Origin of the sequence: Pseudomonas sp. VS40 (assembly GCF_018587885.1) — a bacterium.
Taxonomy (GTDB): domain Bacteria; phylum Pseudomonadota; class Gammaproteobacteria; order Pseudomonadales; family Pseudomonadaceae; genus Aquipseudomonas; species Aquipseudomonas pergaminensis.
In genome coordinates this window covers 675,025-698,492 of record NZ_JAGYWD010000001.1, presented here as the reverse complement: position 1 = coordinate 698,492, position 23,468 = coordinate 675,025, and the positions used below count along the sequence as shown (strand labels likewise).

Sequence of the window (23,468 nt, the reverse complement as noted above, 5' to 3'; positions counted from 1 at the left end):
CTAAAAAGGTCGTCTTGAAATACAGGGAATGGCTGTTATCAATTTTATTTTAAGTGAGGTTGTCATGAAAACTATTTGGGTTGCTGTGACGCTCTATCTAGGTTCTTTGTTTTCGGTCGGGTATGCGTTAGGCGATGCGGCTGGCGATATGCGAGGGCAAAGGGTTGCTGATGATTTACGTGAGCAGTATATGGATCAGCGTATGTGGTGTACTCGGTATTCCGCTCCTGGCTTTACGTGTAATGGAATTATTTTGAGGGTGACAATACCGTCAACAGCTTATAAGTTTTGGGCGCCAAGTCCCACTTCAGTCTCCAATGGCGGGTGGTCATACTCTTATTTGCGCAAAGATGTAAAGTTTAAAAGAACTGTGCGTTATGAAAATAATGGGAATATTCTCCATGCGCCGTTGCTGACACCACCTGGAAAGAGGGTCGCTAATGTATTGTGCGCTTTTCCTGAAGATGGAGGTACATTTACACGTCCGACACAGGAGGGCTGTGGCGCCAGTACTAAAGCAACAGCTGATAGTAGGGTATGTCATGAGCAGGGTATATTGACTGCAGAGCAATGGATTACCAAACATAATAAGGACGGCCTTGGGAATCTTAATCAATGTGCCTTCAATGTCCGTGATAATGCTAATGAAAAAGCTACCCAGTCTTTTGAGGCGTTTGTCAAAGCGTCGGGAATGGATAAGGATACATTTGAAATACAAAATGAACTGCGTCTCGCCACATGGGATCCTCTTAATCCAAAGACGCTGCCTATTAAGGCATTGTTTTATTTGCCGGGTGGTCTTGCAGACGCACAGTACGATCAAAGTGACTTTTTGAACGCTTCCGGTGACTGTCTACCCATCGTTCAAATGACTCTGCCCCAAACCCCTGCTGAAGATGCTACCTTTGCGTACGTGCCCAGTGACCAGAAGTGTTCGCCTTCTCCCGTTGCTGAATATATTCAATCCGCTACGTGGGTTGAACGATTTGATCCAGGCAGTGGCAGGAACGAGTGGAGTCTGTCTATCACGCCAACCCAATATGGCAAGGAGGCAACGACGGATCAGACCGATTCCGTCCTAGCCGAGTTGCAAAAAAAATACGGCGCTGATCCGCGATGGAAGGATAACGATGGGGGAGGAATGCGTCGGCAATTAGTCTGTCATTATGTCATTGCTCGGAACAAGACTCCCTGGAACATTGAGCCGCGTCGCAAGGATGTGTCTGAGCAAGTGGCAGAAGCTAGCGGTTGTAACCCGCCGTTTTGAGATGACTTCTATTGGCAAGAAAGGCGTTCGTCAGGACGCCTTTCTTGTTTTTAATGGAGGCTAGCATCGAGCGCATGGTCAATTTTATCGGGGCTGTATTCACGAATCAGCGTGCCATTCACGTCCACAAATGGAATCCCACCACCCCCCAACGCCTCATACGCCTTGCGTGCCTGGGCGTCCTTCTCGATATCGAAGGCCTGGTAGGGTATGGCTTTCTGGTCCAGGAACCGGCGGATCTGCTTGCAGTACCCACACCACTCGGTGGCGTAGAGCACCACGTGCGCCGAGGCGCGCACGTGCTCAGGGGCTACCTGCGATGGGTTGAACACCCGCTCGATCTTGCCCCAGTTCTGGATCACTACCACCACCAGCAACACCAGCAGGACTTTCTTGAAAACCCCGCCGAGCATCAGTTACGGCGCTTGAGCTGATCGGTCAGTTGGGTCGGCAGGCCCTTGATGATCAAGGTGCCGGCGGCTTCGTCGTACTCGATCTTGTCGCCCAGCAGGTGGGCTTCAAAACTGATGGACAAGCCTTCGGCACGTCCGGTGAAGCGGCGGAACTGGTTGAGGGTGCGCTTATCCGCCGGGATTTCCGGCGACAAGCCGTAATCCTTGTTGCGGATGTGGTCGTAGAAGGCTTTTGGTCGATCTTCGTCGATCAAGCCCGAGAGTTCTTCCAGGCCCATTGGCTCGCCGAGCTTGGCCTGGCTGCTGGCGTAGTCCACCAGGGTCTTGGTTTTCTCGCGGGCGGATTCATCCGGCAAGTCTTCGCTTTCGACAAAATCGCTGAACGCCTTGAGCAGGGTGCGGGTTTCGCCCGGGCCGTCGACGCCTTCCTGGCAGCCGATAAAGTCGCGGAAATACTCCGAGACCTTCTTGCCGTTCTTGCCCTTGATAAACGAGATGTACTGCTTGGACTGCTTGTTGTTCTGCCACTCGGAGACGTTGATGCGCGCAGCCAGGTGCAGTTGGCCGAGGTCCAGGTGGCGCGAGGGGGTCACGTCCAGCTCGTCGGTCACCGCCACGCCTTCGCTGTGGTGCAGCAGGGCGATGGCCAGGTAGTCGGTCATGCCTTGCTGGTAGTGGGCGAACAGTACATGGCCGCCGGTGGAGAGGTTGGACTCTTCCATCAGCTTCTGCAGGTGCTCGACAGCGGTGCGGCTGAAGGTGGTGAAATCCTGCCCGCCGTCGAAATACTCCTTCAACCAGCCGCTGAACGGGTGCGCGCCGGACTCGGCATGGAAGAAACCCCAGGCCTTGCCTTGTTTGGCGTTGTAGCTCTCGTTGAGGTCGGCAAGCATGTTCTCGATGGCGGCCGACTCGGCAAGCTCGGAGTCGCGGGCGTGGAGAACTGCGGGTGTGCCGTCGGGTTTTTTGTCGATCAGGTGGACGATGCAATGACGGATCGGCATAGGCTTCTCGGCTGGTTGAGAGGGGAGCGGTCGGCCTCCCCGAAAAGTCGCCAAGTGTACCGCACCATTGGCCGAGACGGGCTTCGAAGGGCGTTTTGGGCACCCTCCGACGGGCTATATGCCTTTTTTTCACGGTTTAGAGCGATAAAGCTGACCAAATGGGTAGGTAGAGGCGGATATTTCCCCGTCTCTGTGCTAGTTTTGCCCCGTCTTACGCCAAGTCTCGGCGATAAGCGTGCATTCAGCATCTGTCAGGTCGAACCAATCCCCGTTTCAAGCATCTATAACCCCGATCTCCGTGGTTATAGCCGGGGGTGCCAGGCCATGACGGTCGGGCTCGACGGCTGACACTGCACTCTGCAATCCATATGAATTTGATAGGGAAGGAACACCACAATGGCTATTACTAAAGACCAACTGATCGCTGACCTGGCTGAAGCAGTAGACGCACCGAAAACTACCGTGCGCGCCCTGCTGGACCAACTGAGCCAAGTTGTTGCTGACCAGCTGGAAAACGGCGGCGAAATCACTCTGCCAGGCGTTGGCAAACTGAAAGTGACCGAGCGTCCTGCCCGTACTGGCCGTAACCCTTCGACTGGCGCTGCCATCGAAATCGCTGCCAAGAAAGTTATCAAGCTGGTTGTGGCCAAAGGCCTGACCGACGCTGTTAACAAGTAAGACGCAGCAAAAAAAACCGTGCTTCGGAGCGATCCGGGCACGGTTTTTTGTTGCCTGCGATTTGTTGACCGTGGTGAGCGAGCGTGCTCCCTCACCACTGGGTTAGTCGCGTACCCAGCGCTGGCGCCAGATCTGCTGCTCGTTCTTGGTCTGGAAGGTCCAGGCCACGAAGCGGCTTTGCTTCTGGCCCTGGGACATTTCCACCACCTGGCTCTCCAGCACGCCGGCTTTTTTCAGGGCTGTCTCGATCGCGGGCAAGTTCGACGCTTTTGACACCAGGGTGCTGAACCACAACACCTTGTGGGCAAAGTGCGCGCTCTCGGCGATCAACTGGGTCACAAAGCGCGCTTCACCGCCCTCACACCACAGTTCAGCCGACTGGCCACCGAAGTTCAGTACCGGCAACTTGCGCTTGGGATCGGCCTTGCCCAAGGCGCGCCATTTGCGCTCGCTGCCCTTGGTGGCTTCGTCCATGGACGCATGGAACGGCGGGTTGCACATGGTCAGGTCGAAGCGTTCACCCGGCTCCAGCAAGCCCAGCAGGATCTGCTTGGGATTGTTCTGCTGGCGCAGCTGGATGACCTTGCTCAGGTCGTTGGACTGCACGATGGCCTTGGCCGCCGCCACGGCGATAGGGTCTACCTCCGAGCCGAGGAAGTTCCACCGGTACTCCATGTAGCCAATCAGCGGGTAGACGCAGTTGGCGCCCATGCCGATGTCCAGCACCTTGACGATCGAACCGCGCGGGATCTTGCCGTCATTGACGCTGGCCAGCAGGTCGGCGAGGAAGTGCACGTAGTCGGCACGCCCTGGCACCGGTGGGCACAGGTAATCGGCCGGAATGTCCCAGTGCTGGATGCCATAGAAGGCTTTGAGCAACGCACGGTTGAACACGCGCACCGCATCCGGGCTGGCGAAGTCGATACTTTCCTTGCCGTACGGATTGATGATCACGAATTGCGCCAGTTCCGGCGTGGTCTTGATCAGCGCCGGGAAGTCGTAGCGGCCTGTGTGGCGGTTGCGCGGATGCAGGGTGGCCTCTTTGCGCGGCACAACGGGCTTGGCCGTGGCTGCGGTTTTAGGCTTCTTGCGCGGAGGTTTTGGCGTGCTGGGGGCGGTCATGGGCTACGTCGATTCTGGGGTTGCTTCAAAAGTGGTGGGTATTGTCACACATTCCGAAGTTGACCTCGGTTAAATGTGGGGGCGGGCTTGCTCGCGAATACGGTGGGTCAGTCAGTGGGTGTGTGTCTGATACACCGCATTCGCGAGCAGGCCTGCTCCCACATTGACTGGGTTTTCACACCCAAAAAAAAGAGGCCCGAAGGCCTCTTTCTGACACGCGGTCCACCTTACAGGCTGGAAATCCGCGCATGTTGCTCCGCCAGCTTGCCCAGGGCCTGTTCAGCCTCGGCCAGTTTGGCGCGTTCTTTGTCGATCACTTCAGCCGGCGCCTTGTCGACGAAGGCCGCGTTGGACAGCTTGCCGCCCACTCGTTGCACTTCGCCTTGCAGGCGCGCGATTTCCTTGTCGAGACGGGCCAGTTCCGCGCCCTTGTCGATCAGGCCGGCCATTGGCACCAGCACTTCCATGTCGCCGACCAGTGCGGTGGCGGAGAGTGGCGCTTCTGCATCGGCCGCCAATACGGTGATCGATTCCAGCTTTGCCAGCTTCTTGAGCAGCGCATCGTTCTCGGTGAGACGACGTTGGTCTTCGGCGCTGGCGTTCTTCACGAACACCGCCAGTGGCTTGCCCGGCCCGATGTTCATCTCGGCGCGGATGTTGCGCGTGCCGAGCATCAGGGTCTTGAGCCATTCGATATCGCTTTCGGCTGCCTCATCGATGCGTGCTTCGTTGGCCACTGGCCAAGGTTGCAGCATGATGGTCTTGCCTTCGATACCGGCCAGCGGCGCCAGGCGCTGCCAGATTTCTTCGGTGATGAACGGCATGAACGGGTGCGCCAGACGCAGCGCCACTTCCAGCACGCGTACCAGGGTACGACGCGTGCCGCGCTGGCGTTCAACCGGCGCGTTCTCGTCCCACAGTACCGGCTTGGACAGTTCCAGGTACCAGTCGCAATACTGGTTCCAGATGAACTCGTACAAGGCCTGTGCGGCCAGGTCGAACCGGAACTGGTCGAGTTGGCGGGTCACTTCGGCTTCGGTGCGTTGCAGCTGCGAAATGATCCAGCGGTCGGCCAGGCTCAGTTCATAGGCTTCGCCGTTCTGGCCGCAGTCTTCGCCTTTATCCAGCACGTAGCGCGCGGCGTTCCAGATCTTGTTGCAGAAGTTGCGATAGCCTTCGACGCGGCCCATGTCGAACTTGATGTCGCGACCGGTGGACGCCAGCGAGCAGAAGGTAAAGCGCAGGGCGTCGGTGCCATAGCTGGCGATACCGTCGGCGAACTCGTCGCGGGTCTGCTTCTCGATCTTCTTCGCCAGCTTCGGCTGCATCAGGCCCGAGGTGCGTTTCTGCACCAGGGTTTCCAGGTCGATGCCGTCGATGATGTCCAGCGGGTCCAAGACGTTGCCTTTGGACTTGGACATCTTCTGGCCCTGGCCATCACGCACCAGGCCGTGCACGTACACGGTCTTGAACGGTACCTGCGGGGTGCCGTCCTCGTTCTTCACCAAGTGCATGGTCAGCATGATCATCCGGGCAACCCAGAAGAAAATGATGTCGAAACCGGTGACCAGCACGTCGGTGGAGTGGAATTTCTTCAGGAACTCGGTTTGTTGCGGCCAGCCCAGGGTGGAGAAGGTCCACAGGCCGGAGCTGAACCAGGTGTCCAGCACGTCGTTGTCCTGTTGCAGCGCAACGTCCGCACCCAGGTTGTTCTTCGCACGCACTTCGGCTTCGTCGCGGCCCACGTAAACCTTGCCCGACTCGTCGTACCAGGCCGGAATGCGGTGGCCCCACCACAGCTGACGGCTGATGCACCAATCCTGGATGTCGCGCATCCACGAGAAATACATGTTTTCGTACTGCTTGGGCACGAACTGGATACGGCCGTCTTCCACGGCGGCAATGGCAGGTTCTGCCAATGGCTTGGTGGACACGTACCACTGGTCGGTCAGCCACGGCTCGATCACGGTGCCGGAACGGTCGCCCTTCGGCACTTTGAGGCCGTGGTCGTCAACGCTCACCAACAGGCCGGCGGCGTCGAAGGCAGCAACGATCTGCTTGCGCGCTTCAAAACGGTCGAGGCCTGCGTATTCGGCCGGGATCTTGCCGTCGATGCTCTCGTTCAGCGTGCCGTCCAGGTTGAACACCTGGCACGCCGGCAGAACGGCGGCATTCTTGTCGAAGATGTTCAGCAGCGGCAGGTTGTGGCGCTTGCCGACTTCATAGTCGTTGAAATCGTGGGCCGGGGTGATTTTTACGCAGCCGGTGCCGAATTCAGGGTCGCAGTAGTCGTCCGCGATGATCGGGATACGACGGCCCACCAGCGGCAGCTCGACAAACTTGCCGATCAGCGCCTGGTAGCGTTCATCGTTCGGGTTAACAGCCACGGCGGCATCGCCGAGCATGGTTTCCGGACGGGTGGTGGCGACGATCAGGTAGTCGTTGCCTTCAGCGGTCTTGGCGCCGTCGGCCAGCGGGTACTTGAGGTTCCACAGGAAGCCTTTCTCGTCGTGGTTTTCCACTTCGAGGTCGGAAATCGCTGTGTGCAGCTTGGTGTCCCAGTTGACCAGACGCTTGCCGCGGTAGATCAGGCCGTCTTCATGCAGGCGCACGAACGCCTCTTTCACGGCTTCCGACAGGCCGTCGTCCATGGTGAAGCGCTCGCGGCTCCAGTCTACGGACGAGCCCAGGCGACGGATCTGACGGCTGATATTGCCGCCGGACTGGTCTTTCCATTCCCAGATCTTTTCCAGGAATTTCTCGCGACCCAGGTCATGACGGTTCTGGCCGGTGGCTTCCAGTTGGCGTTCCACCAGCATCTGGGTGGCGATACCGGCGTGGTCGGTGCCCGGCTGCCACAGGGTGTTGCGGCCCTGCATGCGGCGGAAACGGATCAACGCATCCATGATCGCATTGTTGAAGCCATGGCCCATGTGCAGGCTGCCAGTGACGTTCGGTGGCGGGATCATGATGGTGTAGGAATCGCCCGCGCCTTGCGGGGCGAAATAATTCTCGGACTCCCAGGTCTCGTACCAGGAAGTTTCAATAGCGTGCGGCTGGTAGGTCTTATCCATGCGCGGCGGGACCCTAGTTGGCATTTATTCAGGAAAGCCGGCAAGTATAACGGGGGATAGGGCGCAGGGCGAGGCGAAGACGGGCTTGAAATGTATGGGCGGCAAATGTGGGAGCGGGCTTGCTCGCGAAAGCGGTGGATCAGCCAATGCATGTGCTGACGGTCACACCGCTTTCGCGAGCAAGCCCGCTCCCACAGGGGATCTGCGTTGGCTTCAATTCTGGTACTGGCTCAGCAACCGCTCCATCCGTGCATCGAGCCGGCGCTTGATCTCGGTTTCGATGTGCGGGGCAAAGTCGTCGATCACGTCTTGCATGATCAATTGCGCGGCGGCGCGCAGTTCGTTGTCCAGGTGCAGCAGCAGGGCGTCGGGACCTTTTTCGACAGCGGCAGGCGCGGCGGCCTCGACCACCGGTGCCGGCGCGGCGGGCTTGCCGCCGACCATGTCGAACAACAGCGGAATCTGTACCTCGCCCTCGACCGAATCGGTCAACAGCGGCGGTTGCAAGTCATCATCACCCAGCAACTGGCGGATCGATTCAAGGTCGTCCAGCAGGTGGTCGTCTTTTTTTAGAGGGTTTGGCGTGTCCATCATTTACTCAAAGTCGTTGTAGCCGGTGATCTTGCAGAGGATAGCCCTGTTCGCGGTAGAAACGGAAACTCTCCCGCGCGGCCTGACGAATAGCCGGGTCCTCCACCACGACTTCCGCCACGCGGGCGAATGCCTTGGCGAACGGCGGCACTTTCAGGTCCAGGTTGACCAGCAGGTCATGGTGGTCGCCGCAACTGTCGCCCAAACCCAGTACCACCAGGCCTTCGGGTTCAGATTCGGCGGGGCCGTGGGGCACGAAGCTTTCGCCCTTGAAGCGCCACAGGCGGGCATCCAGCTCGTCGCGCTGGGCGGCATCGCTGCAATGCAGGTAGATGCGGTGGCCCATGCGCCAGGCTTTTTCGGTGAGTTTGCAGGCAAAGTCCAAGCGCGCGAGCGGGTCGGCGCTGGGCAATATATAGAAGTCGACTTGGGTCATTGCAGTTCCTGGGCATACGCATCCCCCTTGTAGGAGCCGGCAAGCCGGCGCCTACGCAGGGGGGGCGCTTAGGCCTTGGCGCGATCCAGCAGGTACTGGGTCAGCAGTGGCACCGGACGGCCAGTGGCGCCTTTGTCCTTGCCGCCGCTGGTCCAGGCTGTGCCGGCGATGTCCAGGTGGGCCCAGTTGAAGTTCTTGGCAAAGCGCGACAGGAAGCAGGCAGCGGTGATGGTGCCGGCTTTCGGGCCGCCGATGTTGGCGATGTCGGCGAACGGGCTGTCCAGTTGTTCCTGGTACTCATCGAACAGCGGCAGTTGCCAGGCGCGATCGTCGGCCGCCTTGCCGGCGCTGAGCAGTTGCTCGATCAGCTCGTCGCTGTTGCCCAGCAGGCCCGAGGTGTGCGAACCCAGGGCGACGATGCAGGCGCCGGTCAGGGTGGCGATGTCGATCACGGCCTGTGGCTTGAAGCGTTCGGCGTAGGTCAGGGCATCGCACAGCACCAGGCGGCCTTCGGCGTCGGTGTTGAGGATTTCGACAGTCTGGCCGCTCAAGGTGGTAACGATGTCGCCCGGACGGGTCGCGCCACCACTCGGCATGTTCTCGGCGCAGGCCAGGATGCACACCAGGTTGATCGGCAGCTTGAGTTCCAGCACGGCACGCAGGGTGCCGAACACGCTGGCGGCGCCGCCCATGTCGTACTTCATCTCGTCCATGCCCAGGCCCGGCTTGAGGCTGATGCCGCCGGTGTCGAAGGTGATGCCTTTACCTACCAGGGCGTAAGGCTTCTCGGACTTCTTGCCGCCGTTGTATTGCATCACGATCAGGCGTGGCGGCTGGTCGCTGCCCTGGCCCACGGCATAGAACGAGCCCATGCCCAGATCCTTGATCTTCTTCTCGTCCAGCACTTCGACCTTCAGGCCCTTGAACTCTTTGCCCAGTGCCTTGGCCTGTTCGCCCAGGAACGTCGGGTGGCAGATGTTCGGTGGCAGGTTGCCCAGGTCGCGGGTGAAGGACATGCCGTTGGCGATCGCTGTCGCGTGGGTCACGGCGCGCTCGACTTCAGCCTGGGCCGCCTTGATGGTCAGCAGGGTGATTTTCTTCAGGGCGCGGGGTTCGGCCTTGGTGCTCTTGAACTGATCGAAAATGTAACCGCCGTCTACCAGGCTCTCGGCCAGCAGGCGGGTCTTGCCGTAGCTGTCACGGCCTTTTACAACAATTTCGTCGAGTGCCAGCGCTGCATCGCTGCCGCCCAGGCCCTTGAGGGTGGTGAGGATGCCGCTGATGATTTTGCGGAACGGACGGTCGCCCAGTTCAACGTCCTTGCCCACGCCCACCAGCAATACGCGGTCGGCTTTCAGGTTGGGCAGGCTCTGCAACAGCAGGCTCTGGCCGACTTTGCCGGCCAGGTCGCCGCGCTTGAGCACTGCGCTGATGGCGCCGCCGCTGAGTTCGTCGAGTTGCTTGGCGGCAACGCCGAGCTTGCGGCCTTCGCCGATGGCGACCACGAGGGTGGCGGTTTTCAACGTTTCGGGGCTAACGCTTTTTACAACCAATTCCATTTTCGGGTCCCTTATAAAAGTCGGTTAGCCAGGAGTCTGTACTCTGGCTTTAATACCAGGCAGCTGTGTAAACCGCCGGCGACAAAGGCCGCAGTTTGAACCTCGCCGGCGGAGCCTGACAACCCTTGGCGCATGCTTTGTGCGCGTGCATGAGGTTGCGCAGTGACAGGCGCGGCCAATCACAGGATAATGCGCCATCTTTTTAGCCGGCCCTGTGTAATGGGGCTGACTCGGTATGCTTGCTTGTTTGGCCGCCTTAGCCTGACAACCCTGGAGTGTCTGGTTTGATCGTCTTCCGTTATCTGTCCCGCGAAGTCCTGTTGACCCTGAGTGCCGTGAGTGCGGTATTGCTGGTCATCATCATGAGTGGTCGTTTCGTCAAATACCTGGCCCAGGCTGCCTCCGGCGCCCTCGACCCAGGCTCGTTGTTCCTGATCATGGGGTTCCGACTGCCGGGCTTCCTGCAGCTGATCCTGCCGTTGGGCCTGTTCCTCGGGATCCTGCTGGCGTATGGCCGGCTGTACCTCGAAAGCGAAATGACCGTGCTCTCGGCTACCGGCATGAGCCAGCAACGCCTGCTGGGCATGACCATGATCCCGGCCGCCGGCGTCGCCTTGATCGTCGCCTGGCTGAGCCTGAGCCTGGCGCCCCAAGGCGCCATGCAGTTTCAACTGGTGTTGAACAAGCAGGACGCGATGACCGAGTTCGACACCCTCGAGCCCGGCCGCTTCCAGGCGCTCAATGATGGGTCGCGGGTAACCTACACCGAGACCTTGACCGACGACCGCGCCAACCTGGGCGGTGTGTTCATCTCCGAGAAGCGTCTGGGCCAGGACAAGAAAGACCGTGGCATTTCCGTGCTGGTGGCGGATTCCGGTCGCCAGGAAGTGCGTCCCGACGGCAGCCGCTACCTGATCCTGGAAAATGGCTACCGGTATGACGGCAGCCCGGGCATGGCCGATTATCGTGCGATCAAGTACGACACCTACGGCGTGATGCTCGCCCGCCCGGATATCAGTGACGAAGTCACCGACCGCGACGCCATCCCCACCACCGAGCTGTTCGGCAGCAAGGAACTGCGCTCCATCGCCGAGCTGCAATGGCGGATTTCCCTGCCGCTGCTGGTGTTCATCGTGACCTTGATGGCGGTGCCGCTGTCGCGCGTCAACCCGCGCCAGGGCCGTTTCCTCAAGCTGTTGCCGGCGATCCTGCTGTACATGGCTTACCTCACCATCCTGATTTCCGCCCGCGGCTCCCTGGAGAAAGGCAAGCTGTCGCCGACCCTCGGCCTGTGGTGGGTGCACGGGATCTTCCTGGTGATTGGCCTGGGCCTGCTCTATTGGGAACCGATCCGTTTGAAAATGATGAGCCGTCGTGGCCAGAAGGAGTTGGCTCGTGGCTAAGCTCGATCGCTACATTGGTAGCAGCGTACTGATCGCCATCCTGGCGGTATTGGGCATCATCCTGGGCCTGGCGTCGTTGTTCGCCTTCATCGATGAAGTCGGCAACGTCAGCGACACCTACACCGTGTGGGACGTGCTGAGCTACGTGGCCCTCACCGCGCCGCGTCGTCTCTACGACATGATGCCGATGGCCGCATTGATCGGCTGCCTGATCGGCCTGGGCAGCCTGGCCAGCAACAGTGAACTGACCATCATGCGCGCCGCCGGCGTGTCCATCGGTCGAATCGTCTGGGCCGTGATGAAGCCGATGCTGCTGCTGATGGCGTGCAGTGTGTTGATCGGCGAATACGTGGCGCCACCGGCCGAAACCACTGCCCAGGCCAATCGCGCCCTGGCCCAGGGTTCGGGTGATGCGCAGAGTTCCAAGCATGGCCTGTGGCACCGTCAGGGCGATGAGTTCATCCACATCAACGCCGTGCAGCCAGGCGGCCTGTTGATTGGTGTGACCCGCTACACCTTTGACAAAGAGCGTCACCTGCTGGAGTCCAGTTTCGCCAAACGTGCGCAATACAGTGGCGAAAAATGGCAACTGAGCGACGTTACCACCACCTACTTCCGCAATATCGGGCAAGGCACCAAGGCCAGCACCGAAGTGATCAATGTGCCGAGCCAGGAGTGGGACATCGCCCTCAAGCCGCAATTGCTCAATACCGTGGTGATGATCCCGGAAAGCCTGCCGATCTCCGGGCTGTGGGGTTACATCCACTACCTCAAGGACCAAGGCCTGAACAATGGCCGTTACTGGCTGGCATTTTGGGTCAAGGTATTGCAGCCGGTGGTGACGGCAGCGTTGGTGTTGATGGCGATTTCGTTCATCTTCGGCCCGTTGCGCTCGGTTACCCTCGGCCAGCGCGTGTTTACTGGCGTACTGGTGGGCTTCACCTTCCGTATCGCCCAGGACCTGCTTGGCCCGTCGAGCCTGGTGTTCGGCTTCTCGCCGCTGTTTGCGGTGCTGGTGCCCACGGCCATCTGTGCCTTGGCTGGCTTCTGGCTACTTCGTCGAGCCGGTTGATGCCTCGCTTATGAACAAAAAATGCCCCGGTCGAGAGATCGGGGCATTTTTGTTCTGGTCAGCAAAGATGACGTCTGGCCTGAGCATCAGGTACAATTCCCGGCTATTTTTCAGCGGGCAATCTGCCTGCAGCCTTTTTGAGTGTTGATCCGTGAGTGATTTGAGTCATATCCGCAATTTCTCCATCATCGCCCACATTGACCATGGTAAGTCGACGCTGGCCGATCGATTCATCCAGATGTGCGGCGGCCTTGCCGAGCGTGAAATGGAAGCCCAGGTACTGGACTCCATGGACCTCGAACGCGAGCGCGGGATCACCATCAAGGCCCACAGCGTTACGCTGTATTACAAAGCCAAAGACGGCATCACCTACCAACTGAACTTCATTGACACCCCAGGCCACGTCGACTTCACCTACGAAGTCAGCCGGTCCCTGGCGGCCTGTGAAGGTGCCTTGCTGGTGGTTGACGCAGGGCAGGGTGTGGAAGCGCAGTCGGTTGCCAACTGCTACACCGCGATCGAGCAGGGCCTGGAAGTCATGCCCGTGCTGAACAAGATCGACCTGCCTCAGGCCGAGCCTGAGCGCGTCAAGGAAGAGATCGAGAAGATCATCGGCATCGACGCCACCGACGCCGTCACCTGCAGCGCCAAGACCGGCCTGGGTGTCGACGAAGTGCTCGAACGTCTGGTGCAGACCATTCCAGCCCCGACCGGCAACTACGAAGATCCGCTGCAAGCGTTGATCATAGACTCCTGGTTCGACAATTACCTGGGCGTTGTCTCCCTGGTACGCGTGCGCCACGGCCGTGTGAAGAAGGGCGACAAGATCCTGGTCAAATCCACCGGCAAGATCCACTTGGTGGACAGCGTCGGTGTCTTCAACCCCAAGCACACCGCGACCGTTGATCTGAAAGCCGGTGAAGTGGGTTTCATCATCGCCGGTATCAAGGACATCCACGGCGCGCCGGTGGGTGACACCCTGACCCTGAGCTCCACGCCGGATGTCGACGTGCTGCCAGGCTTCAAGCGCATCCAGCCGCAGGTCTACGCGGGTCTGTTCCCGGTCAGCTCCGATGACTTCGAAGACTTCCGCGAGGCCCTTCAAAAGCTGACCCTCAACGACTCGTCGTTGCAGTACACCCCGGAAAGCTCCGACGCCCTGGGCTTCGGCTTCCGCTGTGGCTTCCTGGGCATGCTGCACATGGAAATCATCCAGGAGCGCCTCGAACGCGAGTACGACCTGGACCTGATCACCACCGCGCCAACGGTTATTTTCGAGTTGTTGCTGAAAACCGGTGAAACGATTTACGTCGACAACCCGTCCAAGCTCCCGGATCTCTCGGCGATCGAAGACATGCGCGAGCCTATCGTGCGGGCCAATATCCTGGTCCCGCAGGAGCACTTGGGCAACGTTATTACCCTGTGTATTGAAAAGCGTGGCGTGCAGCGCGACATGCTGTTCCTCGGCACCCAGGTCCAAGTGACCTACGACATGCCGATGAACGAAGTGGTATTGGACTTCTTCGACCGCCTCAAATCCACCAGCCGCGGCTATGCTTCGCTGGATTACCATTTCGACCGTTACCAATCGGCTAATCTGGTGAAACTGGATGTGTTGATCAACGGCGACAAGGTCGATGCCCTGGCACTGATCGTGCACAAGGACAACGCGCACTATAAAGGTCGCCAGTTGACCGAGAAGATGAAAGAACTGATTCCGCGCCAGATGTTCGACGTCGCGATCCAGGCCGCCATCGGCGGGCAGATCATTGCGCGGACCTCCGTCAAGGCACTCAGAAAGAACGTACTGGCCAAATGCTACGGCGGTGACGTAAGCCGTAAGCGCAAGCTGCTTGAGAAGCAAAAGGCCGGTAAAAAACGCATGAAGCAAGTAGGTAACGTGGAAGTTCCACAAGAAGCCTTCCTTGCGGTGCTCAGGTTGGATAGTTAGGTCCTATGTCGCTAAATTTCCCGCTGTTGCTGGTCATCGCCGTTGCCGTTTGCGGTCTCTTGGCGTTGCTCGATCTGGTGTTCTTCGCCCCGCGTCGGCGGGCGGCTATCGCGTCCTATCAGGGCAGCGTCAGCCAGCCCGATGGCGTGGTGATCGAGAAGCTGAACAAAGAGCCCTTGCTGGTTGAATACGGCAAGTCGTTCTTCCCGGTGTTGTTCATCGTGCTGGTGCTGCGTTCGTTCCTGGTGGAACCGTTTCAGATCCCCTCGGGGTCGATGAAACCTACCCTGGACGTGGGCGACTTCATCCTGGTGAACAAGTTTTCCTACGGGATCCGCCTGCCGGTGATCGACAAGAAGGTCATCGAGATCGGTGACCCGCAGCGCGGCGACGTGATGGTTTTTCGCTACCCGAGCGACCCTAACGTCAACTACATCAAGCGTGTTGTCGGCTTGCCGGGCGACGTGATCCGCTACACCAGCGACAAGCGCCTGTTCATCAACGGCGAGTCGGTGGCCGAGAAACTGATCGGCTCCGAGCCGAACAGCCTGGGCAGCGCCGAGTTGTATCAGGAAAAACTCGGTGCGGTGGAGCACGAAATCCGCAAGGAAATGAGCCGCTACCGTGCCCAGCCTGACGGCCAGTGGACAGTGCCGGCCGGGCACTACTTCATGATGGGCGACAACCGCGACAACTCCAATGACAGCCGGTACTGGGATGACCCCAACATTCCCAAGGACCTGCTGGGCATGGTTCCCGACCAGAATATCGTCGGCAAGGCCTTCGCGGTCTGGATGAGCTGGCCGGAACCCAAACTCAGCCACCTGCCGAACTTCTCGCGGGTCGGGCTGATCAAGTAATACAGGCGGCGCTGTGAACACAGCGCCGAATGCTTTTCTGGGGTGTGGACAAATCGGTCCCGCCTCATGCAGCACCAATCAGGATTTGAATTTGAACACTGCGTCAATCGTCGATGGCCGCCGGTGCCACCAAACAGATATGGGTAAACCGTGAGCGTTTCTTTAAGCCGTCTCGAGCGCCAGCTCGGCTACACCTTCAAGGACCAGGAATTGATGGTCCTTGCCCTTACACACCGCAGCTTTGCAGGGCGCAATAACGAGCGCCTGGAATTCCTCGGTGATGCCATCCTCAACTTCGTCGCCGGTGAAGCCCTGTTCGAGCGCTTCCCCCAAGCCCGTGAAGGCCAGCTGTCGCGCTTGCGCGCGCGCCTGGTGAAGGGCGAGACCCTGGCCGTGCTGGCCCGTGGCTTCGGCCTGGGCGAGTACCTGCGCCTGGGCTCTGGCGAATTGAAGAGCGGCGGTTTCCGGCGTGAATCGATCCTGGCCGACGCCCTCGAGGCGCTGATCGGTGCGATCTACCTCGATGCCGGCATGGAAGCGGCCAAGGAACGTGTCACCGCGTGGCTGACGTCCGAGATCGAAAGCCTCACGCTGGTCGACACCAACAAAGATCCCAAGACCCGCCTGCAGGAATTCCTGCAGTCCCGCGGTTGCGAACTGCCACGCTACGAAGTGGTGGATATCCAGGGTGAGCCCCATTGCCGCGTGTTCTTCGTGGAATGTGAAATCACCTTACTGAATGAAAAAAGCCGAGGTCAGGGTGTGAGCCGTCGTATTGCCGAACAGGTAGCGGCCGCTGCAGCACTGATTGCCCTGGGCGTGGAGAATGGCCATGACTGATTCAACCGCAACACGCTGTGGCTATGTTGCCATCGTCGGCCGCCCGAACGTGGGCAAGTCCACGTTGCTCAACCACATCCTCGGCCAGAAGCTCGCGATCACCTCGCGCAAGCCGCAGACCACTCGCCACAACATGCTGGGCATCAAGACCGAAGGCACCGTGCAAGCCGTCTACGTCGACACCCCGGGCATGCACAAAGGCGGCGAGAAAGCCCTCAACCGCTACATGAACAAGACCGCGTCGGCGGCGTTGAAAGACGTCGACGTGGTGATCTTCGTGGTCGACCGCACCAAGTGGACCGACGAAGACCAGATGGTCCTCGAGCGTGTGCAGTACGTCACCGGCCCGTTGATCGTCGCGCTGAACAAGACCGACCGTATCGAGGACAAAGCCGAGCTGATGCCGCACCTCAGCTGGCTGCAAGAACAACTGCCGAACGCGCAGATCATGCCGATCTCCGCCCAGCACGGCCACAACCTCGATGCCCTTGAGCGCGTGATCGCCGAGCACTTGCCGGAGAACGAGCACTTCTTCCCGGAAGACCAGATCACCGACCGCAGCAGCCGTTTCCTTGCCGCCGAACTGGTGCGCGAGAAAATCATGCGCCAGATGGGCGCCGAGCTGCCGTACCAGATCACCGTCGAGATCGAAGAGTTCAAGCAGCAGGGCAAGACCTTGCACATCCATGCGCTGATCCTCGTCGAACGTGACGGCCAGAAGAAGATCATCATTGGCGACAAGGGCGAGCGCATCAAGCGCATCGGCACCGAGGCGCGCAAGGACATGGAATTGCTATTCGATTCCAAGATCATGCTCAACCTGTGGGTGAAGGTGAAGGGTGGTTGGTCCGATGATGAGCGTGCACTGCGCTCCCTGGGCTACGGCGACCTGTAAGATCGCTCCGCTGTAGGAGCCGGCTTGTGTGGGAGCTGGCTTGCCTGCGATAGCATCATCTCGGTGCAACTGAAAAACCGAGGTGCCTGCATCGCGGGCAAGCCCGCTCCCACATTGGTTTATCGCTGTTCTTAAGTTCCGCGAAGAGACTTTCATGTCCCAATCCCCACCCCCCAGCCAACTCGCCTACGTCCTGCACAGCCGCGCCTACCGCGAGACCAGCGCCTTGGTGGACTTCCTCACGCCCCAAGGCCGCCTGCGCGCGGTGTTGCGCAGTGCGCGGGGCAAGGCGGGCACGTTGGCGCGGCCTTTCGTGGCCCTGGACGTGGAGTTTCGCGGCAAGGGTGAACTGAAAAACGTCGGTCGCATGGAAAGCGTCGGCACTTCTGCCTGGCTCAATGGCGAGGCGCTGTTCAGCGGCCTCTACCTCAATGAACTGTTGATCCGCCTGCTCCCCGCCGAAGACCCGCACCCGGCCGTCTTCGATCACTACGCTGCCACCTTGTTGGCGCTGGCCGAAGGCCGTCCTCTGGAACCGCTGCTGCGCGCATTTGAATGGCGCCTGCTGGACGACCTGGGCTACGGCTTCGAACTCGCCAACGACCTGCACGGCGACCCCATCGCCGCCGACGGCCTCTACCGCCTGCAAGTCGACGCCGGCCTTGAGCGCGTGTACCTGCTGCAACCCGGCCTGTTCCAGGGCACCGAGCTGTTGGCCATGAGCGAAGCGGATTGGACGGCGCCCGGCGCCTTGTCCGCCGCCAAGCGCCTGATGCGCCAGGCGCTGGCCGTGCACCTGGGCGGGCGGCCGCTGGTCAGTCGCGAGTTGTTTCGAAAGCCCTGACATCCCCGTGTATGCTGTGCACCGATTCTTTCCCTTTTCAGGAGCGCTTCCGTGACCACCAGCAATCGCATTCTCCTTGGCGTCAACATCGACCACGTCGCTACCCTGCGCCAGGCCCGGGGCACCCGTTACCCTGACCCGGTCAAGGCCGCGCTGGACGCCGAAGAAGCGGGCGCCGACGGCATCACCGTGCACCTGCGCGAAGACCGCCGGCACATCCAGGAGCGCGACGTGCTGCTGCTCAAGGACGTGCTGCAAACCCGCATGAACTTCGAGATGGGCGTCACTGAAGAAATGATGGCCTTCGCCGAGCGCATCCGCCCGGCGCATATCTGCCTGGTCCCGGAAACCCGCCAGGAACTGACCACCGAAGGCGGCCTCGACGTGGCCGGCCAGGAAGCGCGGATCAAGGCCGCCGTGGAGCGCTTGTCGAAAATCGGCAGTGAAGTCTCGCTGTTCATCGACGCCGACGAGCGCCAGATCGAAGCGTCGCGTCGTGTCGGTGCGCCGGCCATCGAACTGCACACCGGCCGATACGCCGATGCCACCACGCCCACTGAAGTGGCCGACGAGCTGCAACGCATCATTGACGGCGTGAGCTGCGGCCTCAAGGAAGGCCTGATCGTCAACGCCGGGCATGGCCTGCACTACCACAACGTCGAAGCCGTGGCCGCGATCAAGGGCATCAACGAGCTGAACATCGGCCATGCGCTGGTGGCTCATGCGCTGTTCGTCGGCTTCAAGGGCGCCGTCGCCGAGATGAAAGCGCTGATCCTGAGCGCTGCTGCCTAGCACTAAATAACACCGCAATCCCCCTGCGGAAATGGGCTTGTGTGGGAGCGGGCTTGCTCGCGAATACGGTGTGTCAGTCGATTCATGTATGGCTGACCCACTGCATTCGCGAGCAAGCCCGCTCCCACATAGGCGTATTCCATCTTTTGATCTCTGGTGTTTTTCCCCGCGTTTCAGCCATGCGGCAATGCGAAGCCTTACTGTTTAGCCGATGCAGGTGTATCGTATCTGCCCTTTGCAGGCCCCGGGCCTGCGGCAGATACGTGAGGTTGTTGTGTCCCGATCCTTTTCCCGTCGACAAATCCTGGGTGGTCTCGCAGGCCTGGCCGTAGTGGGTGTGGGGGCCGGTGGCGCCTACCGCTACTGGCTGGGGAAAGTCGCCGAGGCCGAGGCCGGGCACGATTACGAACTGATCGCCGCACCGCTGGACGTGGAACTGGTACCGGGGCACAAGACCGAGGCCTGGGCATTCGGCCCATCCGCGCCGGGCACCGAATTGCGCGTGCGCCAGGGTGAATGGCTGCGGGTGCGCTTTATCAACCACCTGCCGGTCGCCACCACCATTCACTGGCATGGCATCCGCCTGCCACTGGAAATGGACGGCGTGCCCTACGTCTCGCAATTGCCGGTGCTACCCGGCGAATATTTCGATTACAAATTCCGCGTGCCCGACGCCGGCAGCTACTGGTATCACCCCCATGTGAACAGCAGCGAAGAGCTCGGCCGTGGCCTGGTCGGCCCGCTGATCATCGAGGAACGCGAACCCACCGGTTTCAAGCACGAGCGCACCCTCAGCCTGAAAAGCTGGCACGTGGACGAAGAGGGCGCTTTCGTGGCCTTCAGCATTCCCCGTGAAGCGGCGCGTGGCGGCACGGCGGGGCGGTTGTCGACGATCAACGGCGTGTCCCAGGCTGTCATCGATTTGCCGGCCGGGCAGATCACCCGCGTGCGCCTGCTCAACCTCGACAACACCCTGACCTATCGCATCAACATCCCTGACGTCGAAGCGCAGATCTACGCGCTGGACGGAAACCCTATCGAGCCGCGCCCGTTGGGCAAGGAATACTGGCTGGGCCCCGGCATGCGCATCTGCCTGGCGATCAAGGCACCGCCGGCCGGCGAAGAACTGTCGATCCGCAACGGCCCGGTGCGCCTCGGCACGTTTCGTTCGGTGGCCAACACCGATGCGCCGACCGAGTGGCCGCCGGCGTTGCCCGCCAACCCGATCAGCGAGCCGGACCTGGCGAATGCCGAGAAACTCAACTTCAATTTCGAGTGGGTGGGCTCCGTTTCGGTCAATGTCGACAACGGCAAGCCGCCGAGCCTGTGGCAGATCAACGGCCAGGCCTGGGACATCACCGACAAGACCTGCGCCGACCGCCCGATTGCCAAGCTGGAAAAGGGCAAGAGCTACATTTTCGAATTGAAGAACATGACCCAGTACCAGCACCCGATCCACCTGCACGGCATGAGTTTCAAGGTGATCGCTTCGAACCGCCACAAGGTGATTCCGTACTTCACCGACACGTACCTGCTGGGCAAGAACGAGCGTGCTCGCGTGGCGTTGGTGGCGGATAACCCCGGGGTGTGGATGTTCCATTGCCACGTGATCGACCATATGGAAACCGGCCTGATGGCCGCCATCGAGGTGGCGTGATGCGTCAGTTTCGCCCCACCGCGATCATCGACCGCAGCCGCGACCAGGACTTCATGCGCGAAGCCCTGGCCCTTGCCGCCCAAGGCGCTGCATTGGGTGAAGTCCCCGTAGGCGCTGTGTTGGTGCAGGACGGAGAAATCATCGGCCGTGGCTTCAACTGCCCCATCAGCGGCAACGACCCCAGCGCCCATGCCGAAATGGTCGCCATCCGCGCCGCCGCGCAAGCCATCAGCAACTACCGCCTGGTGGGCAGCACCCTGTATGTGACCCTGGAGCCGTGCAGCATGTGCGCCGGTTTGATCGTGCATTCACGGATTGCGCGGGTGGTGTATGGCGCGCTGGAGCCCAAGGCCGGGATCGTGCAAAGCCAGGGGCAGTTTTTTACCCAAGGCTTTTTGAATCATCGGGTGTTGTTTGAAGGCGGGGTATTGGCAGAAGAGTGCGGGACGGTCTTGAGCGAATTCTTCAAGGCGCGCCGGGCAAAAGCCACCCTTTAAAGAACACTCGAAAACCAATGTGGGAGCGGGCTTGCTCGCGAATGCGGTGGGTCAGTCACTCTATACATGGCTGATCCACTGCATTCGCGAGCAAGCCCGCTCCTACATTTAGGGAGGTGGGGGTTACTTGCGAGCGATGATTACCGCTCGCATCGGCGCCGGCAGCCCTTCGATGGTTTTGCTGTGATCTTCCGGATCAAGGAAATCACTCAGCGACTGGTACTTCATCCACTCTGTCCCACGCTGTTCCTCGACGGTGGTGACGCTCACATCCACACAGCGCACATCACTGAACCCGGCACGCCGCAGCCACAGCATCAACGCTGGCACCGACGGCAGGAACCACACGTTGCGCATCTGCGCGTAACGATCTTCCGGCACCAGCACTTGCTGCTGATCGCCTTCGACCACCAGGGTTTCCAGCACCAGTTCGCCGCCTTTGACCAAGGTGTCCTTCAGTGCCAGCAAATGCTCGATCGGCGAGCGGCGGTGGTAGAACACGCCCATGGAAAACACCGTGTCGAAGCCTTCGAGGTTCGCTGGCAAGTCTTCGAACGGGAACGGCAGATGCCAGGCCTTGGGCTCGGACAGATAGCGCTGCACCGCCTGGAATTGGCAGAAGAACAGCCAGTTCGGGTCCACGCCAATTACGCTGTCGGCACCGGCGCCGAGCATGCGCCACATGTAGTAGCCGTTGCCGCAGCCGACATCGAGGATGCGCTTGCCCTTCAAGTCCAAGTGTGGGGCCACGCGCGACCACTTCCAGTCCGAACGCCATTCGGTGTCCACATGCACGCCGAACAGGTGGAACGGGCCTTTGCGCCAAGGGCTCAGGCCCATCAACGCGGTGCGCATTTGCGCGCGGGTATCGTCGTCGCAGTCGGTGTCGAGTGTCAGGCCGTTGAGTAAATCCACCTCGCTGGGCTGGATCGCAGGCAGCGCATCCAACGCACTCTGCCAACGCTCCAGGTCGCCATGACCCTTTTCCATCTTGCTATCGAGTTGCGCTTGCAGGCCCTGGGCCCACACGGCCAGGGGAGTGCCGACCAAGTGGCGGGCGAGGGGGGACAGATCAATCATGGCAAGGCAATCAACGAGGCAAAGTTAAGACACTGGAACCACGGCACGACTTTAGAGAACCCGGCCGCCAGCAGGCGTTCGCGGTGTTCTTCGAGGCTGTCGGGCTTCATGACGTTTTCGATGGCGCTGCGCTTCTGGGCGATTTCCAGTTCGCTGTAGCCGTTGGCGCGTTTGAACGCGATGTGCAGGTCGGTGAGCAGCGCGTGTTCTTCGGGATCATTGAAGCGCAGCTTTTCCGAAAGGATCAATGCACCGCCCGGCAACAATGATTGGCGGATGCGCGAGAGCAGCGCCAGGCGCTCATCGGGCGCGATGAATTGCAGGGTGAAGTTCAACGCCACCACCGAGGCCGGCTGGAACTGCAGCGCGAGGATATCGCCCTCGATGACCTCGACCGGCAGCAGCTCCTGGAACATCGAGTCCTGGCCATTGAGGTATTCACGGCAACGCTCGACCATCGCCGCCGAGTTATCCACAGCGATCACCCGGCAACCGTCAGTGCGCACATGGCGGCGCAGGGCCTGGGTCACCGCGCCAAGCGAGGATCCCAGGTCATACAGCATGCTGTTGGGTTGGGCGAACTGCGCGGCGAGTACGCCGAGGTTCTCGACGATGGTCGGGTAGCCGGGCACCGAGCGCTTGATCATGTCCGGGAACACCCGCACCACGTCCTCGTTAAAGGCGAAGTCCGGCACCTGGGGCAGGGGCTGGGCGAAAAGGCGATCGGGTTCTTTGCTCACGGTTGTTCCGGCGACGATTGGGGAAAGGCCGGCATTTTAGCCAAGTTGGCCCTCATGTGCGCGGGTTGTCTGATGGAAAGCCGAGGCAGTGATGCCCCACTGGCCCAGCCAATACGTGGTGATCAGCAAATAAGGTGCTGCATCGAACGCCACCACAAACCGATTGATACCAATCAGCGTGTCAGAAAACACAAACGACACCGCACCTGCCGCCGCCAGCCATGCCGAGCGTTTCGGCACGTCGCTGCCCAGTCGCGCCAACGCACGCCAGAGCATGACACTGATCACGGTTGCATAAACCACCACTGGAATCAGCAAGTCACCCAGGCCATGGGAGATCAGGATGCTCAGCAGGATCGCGCCCACGCCCAGCGCCAATACCAGCGGCAGCAGCGCCAAGCGGCGACAGTCACTGAAATAGGCTTTGAGGTACGCCAAATGCGCAAACAGGAAGGCACCCAAGCCGAAGATGAACAGGTCGCCCGGCCAGGCCAGCAGTACATCGCCCACCAGGGAAAAAATCAGCCCCAGGCTGATCCAGCGTCGATAGTCGGTGGGCGGCGCGTCATGCAGCCAGCCCAGCAGTGCCAGTACCGGCAACGGTTTGACCAGCAGGCACAACAAGGTGGCATGGGTGGCAAGGCCGTAGATAAAAGTGCCGGCGCCCATCAACGCAAGAATCAGCCATGGCAT

At 60.3% G+C, this 23,468-nt stretch carries 22 protein-coding genes; 12 read left to right on the top strand and 10 right to left on the bottom strand.

The annotated features are described in order from the left end of the window. Positions 1 to 28 precede the first annotated feature (28 nt). Positions 29 to 1,267, top strand: a complete 1,239-nt coding sequence (locus KHP07_RS03120) for a DUF2599 domain-containing protein (RefSeq protein ID WP_214496583.1) — start codon at positions 29 to 31, stop codon at positions 1,265 to 1,267. 50 nt (positions 1,268 to 1,317) lie between these two features. On the opposite strand, the gene KHP07_RS03115 is transcribed toward KHP07_RS03120, so the two are convergent. Together KHP07_RS03115 and yejK are read right to left on the bottom strand one after the other, a co-directional pair. Further along, positions 1,318 to 1,680 carry a glutaredoxin family protein gene (locus KHP07_RS03115; RefSeq protein WP_214496582.1) on the bottom strand — a complete coding sequence of 121 codons (363 nt, stop codon included), beginning with the start codon at positions 1,678 to 1,680 and terminating at the stop codon, positions 1,318 to 1,320. After that, positions 1,680 to 2,684: a nucleoid-associated protein YejK gene (yejK, locus tag KHP07_RS03110; protein ID WP_010212893.1), complete on the bottom strand. Its 1,005-nt coding sequence runs from the start codon at positions 2,682 to 2,684 to the stop codon at positions 1,680 to 1,682. Before yejK ends, KHP07_RS03115 begins: the two co-directional genes overlap by 1 nt. A 396-nt stretch (positions 2,685 to 3,080) precedes the next feature. Here yejK and KHP07_RS03105 point away from each other — a divergent pair, with 396 nt between their 5' ends. Then, complete coding sequence (locus KHP07_RS03105) at positions 3,081 to 3,362, top strand: HU family DNA-binding protein (protein WP_003188840.1); 282 nt, start codon at positions 3,081 to 3,083, stop codon at positions 3,360 to 3,362. A 102-nt stretch (positions 3,363 to 3,464) separates the two neighbouring features. Here KHP07_RS03105 and rlmF read toward each other — a convergent pair whose 3' ends face one another. The 5 genes from rlmF to KHP07_RS03080 all read right to left on the bottom strand — a co-directional run bounded on the left by rlmF (position 3,465) and on the right by KHP07_RS03080 (position 10,144). Next, positions 3,465 to 4,484 carry a 23S rRNA (adenine(1618)-N(6))-methyltransferase RlmF gene (gene rlmF / locus KHP07_RS03100; protein WP_078047047.1) on the bottom strand — a complete coding sequence of 340 codons (1,020 nt, stop codon included), beginning with the start codon at positions 4,482 to 4,484 and terminating at the stop codon, positions 3,465 to 3,467. A gap of 227 nt (positions 4,485 to 4,711) precedes the next feature. Continuing rightward, positions 4,712 to 7,558 (bottom strand): valine--tRNA ligase, encoded by a 2,847-nt coding sequence (locus KHP07_RS03095; protein ID WP_078047048.1) that lies wholly within the window; start codon positions 7,556 to 7,558, stop codon positions 4,712 to 4,714. Positions 7,559 to 7,771: 213 nt separating this feature from the next. After that, positions 7,772 to 8,149, bottom strand: coding sequence for a DNA polymerase III subunit chi (locus tag KHP07_RS03090; RefSeq protein ID WP_214496581.1), 378 nt, complete (start codon positions 8,147 to 8,149; stop codon positions 7,772 to 7,774). A gap of 7 nt (positions 8,150 to 8,156) precedes the next feature. Continuing rightward, positions 8,157 to 8,585 (bottom strand): DNA polymerase III subunit chi, encoded by a 429-nt coding sequence (locus tag KHP07_RS03085; protein ID WP_012722396.1) that lies wholly within the window; start codon positions 8,583 to 8,585, stop codon positions 8,157 to 8,159. A gap of 68 nt (positions 8,586 to 8,653) precedes the next feature. Further along, entirely contained in the window at positions 8,654 to 10,144 is a 1,491-nt protein-coding gene (locus KHP07_RS03080; RefSeq protein ID WP_214496580.1) for a leucyl aminopeptidase, read from the bottom strand. 284 nt (positions 10,145 to 10,428) lie between these two features. Between KHP07_RS03080 and lptF the strand changes: the two genes are divergently transcribed. The 10 genes from lptF to tadA all read left to right on the top strand — a co-directional run bounded on the left by lptF (position 10,429) and on the right by tadA (position 20,955). Then, entirely contained in the window at positions 10,429 to 11,547 is a 1,119-nt protein-coding gene (gene lptF, locus KHP07_RS03075; RefSeq protein WP_028618984.1) for an LPS export ABC transporter permease LptF, read from the top strand. Further along, the gene (lptG, locus tag KHP07_RS03070) at positions 11,540 to 12,619 is read left to right on the top strand and encodes an LPS export ABC transporter permease LptG (RefSeq protein ID WP_100491429.1); all 1,080 of its coding nucleotides are present in this window, start codon (positions 11,540 to 11,542) and stop codon (positions 12,617 to 12,619) included. The genes lptF and lptG overlap by 8 nt, the downstream gene beginning before the upstream one ends. A 151-nt stretch (positions 12,620 to 12,770) precedes the next feature. Beyond that, a complete protein-coding gene (lepA, locus tag KHP07_RS03065; RefSeq protein ID WP_028618986.1) occupies positions 12,771 to 14,570 on the top strand; it encodes a translation elongation factor 4 in 1,800 nt (599 codons plus the stop codon). 5 nt (positions 14,571 to 14,575) lie between these two features. Next, positions 14,576 to 15,430, top strand: coding sequence for a signal peptidase I (gene lepB, locus KHP07_RS03060; protein WP_078047052.1), 855 nt, complete (start codon positions 14,576 to 14,578; stop codon positions 15,428 to 15,430). A 150-nt stretch (positions 15,431 to 15,580) separates the two neighbouring features. Next, positions 15,581 to 16,270, top strand: coding sequence for a ribonuclease III (rnc, locus tag KHP07_RS03055; protein WP_016978270.1), 690 nt, complete (start codon positions 15,581 to 15,583; stop codon positions 16,268 to 16,270). After that, positions 16,263 to 17,165 (top strand): GTPase Era, encoded by a 903-nt coding sequence (gene era, locus KHP07_RS03050; protein WP_034102340.1) that lies wholly within the window; start codon positions 16,263 to 16,265, stop codon positions 17,163 to 17,165. Before rnc ends, era begins: the two co-directional genes overlap by 8 nt. A gap of 154 nt (positions 17,166 to 17,319) precedes the next feature. Beyond that, the gene (recO, locus tag KHP07_RS03045; RefSeq protein ID WP_099494129.1) at positions 17,320 to 18,009 is read left to right on the top strand and encodes a DNA repair protein RecO; all 690 of its coding nucleotides are present in this window, start codon (positions 17,320 to 17,322) and stop codon (positions 18,007 to 18,009) included. A 51-nt stretch (positions 18,010 to 18,060) separates the two neighbouring features. Continuing rightward, the gene (pdxJ, locus tag KHP07_RS03040; RefSeq protein WP_214496579.1) at positions 18,061 to 18,801 is read left to right on the top strand and encodes a pyridoxine 5'-phosphate synthase; all 741 of its coding nucleotides are present in this window, start codon (positions 18,061 to 18,063) and stop codon (positions 18,799 to 18,801) included. Between the two features lie 274 nt (positions 18,802 to 19,075). Continuing rightward, a complete protein-coding gene (locus KHP07_RS03035; RefSeq protein WP_099494203.1) occupies positions 19,076 to 20,458 on the top strand; it encodes a multicopper oxidase family protein in 1,383 nt (460 codons plus the stop codon). Then, the gene (gene tadA / locus KHP07_RS03030) at positions 20,458 to 20,955 is read left to right on the top strand and encodes a tRNA adenosine(34) deaminase TadA (RefSeq protein WP_078047056.1); all 498 of its coding nucleotides are present in this window, start codon (positions 20,458 to 20,460) and stop codon (positions 20,953 to 20,955) included. Before KHP07_RS03035 ends, tadA begins: the two co-directional genes overlap by 1 nt. 123 nt (positions 20,956 to 21,078) lie before the next feature. Here the strand turns inward: tadA and cmoB are convergent, their stop codons facing one another. From cmoB to KHP07_RS03015, 3 genes are read right to left on the bottom strand one after another with little or no spacing between them, the layout of a single operon-like run. After that, positions 21,079 to 22,035, bottom strand: a complete 957-nt coding sequence (gene cmoB / locus KHP07_RS03025; protein WP_078047057.1) for a tRNA 5-methoxyuridine(34)/uridine 5-oxyacetic acid(34) synthase CmoB — start codon at positions 22,033 to 22,035, stop codon at positions 21,079 to 21,081. After that, complete coding sequence (gene cmoA, locus KHP07_RS03020) at positions 22,032 to 22,775, bottom strand: carboxy-S-adenosyl-L-methionine synthase CmoA (protein WP_078047058.1); 744 nt, start codon at positions 22,773 to 22,775, stop codon at positions 22,032 to 22,034. The genes cmoB and cmoA overlap by 4 nt, the downstream gene beginning before the upstream one ends. A 36-nt stretch (positions 22,776 to 22,811) precedes the next feature. Then, the gene (locus tag KHP07_RS03015; protein WP_100491427.1) at positions 22,812 to 23,468 is read right to left on the bottom strand and encodes a lysoplasmalogenase; all 657 of its coding nucleotides are present in this window, start codon (positions 23,466 to 23,468) and stop codon (positions 22,812 to 22,814) included.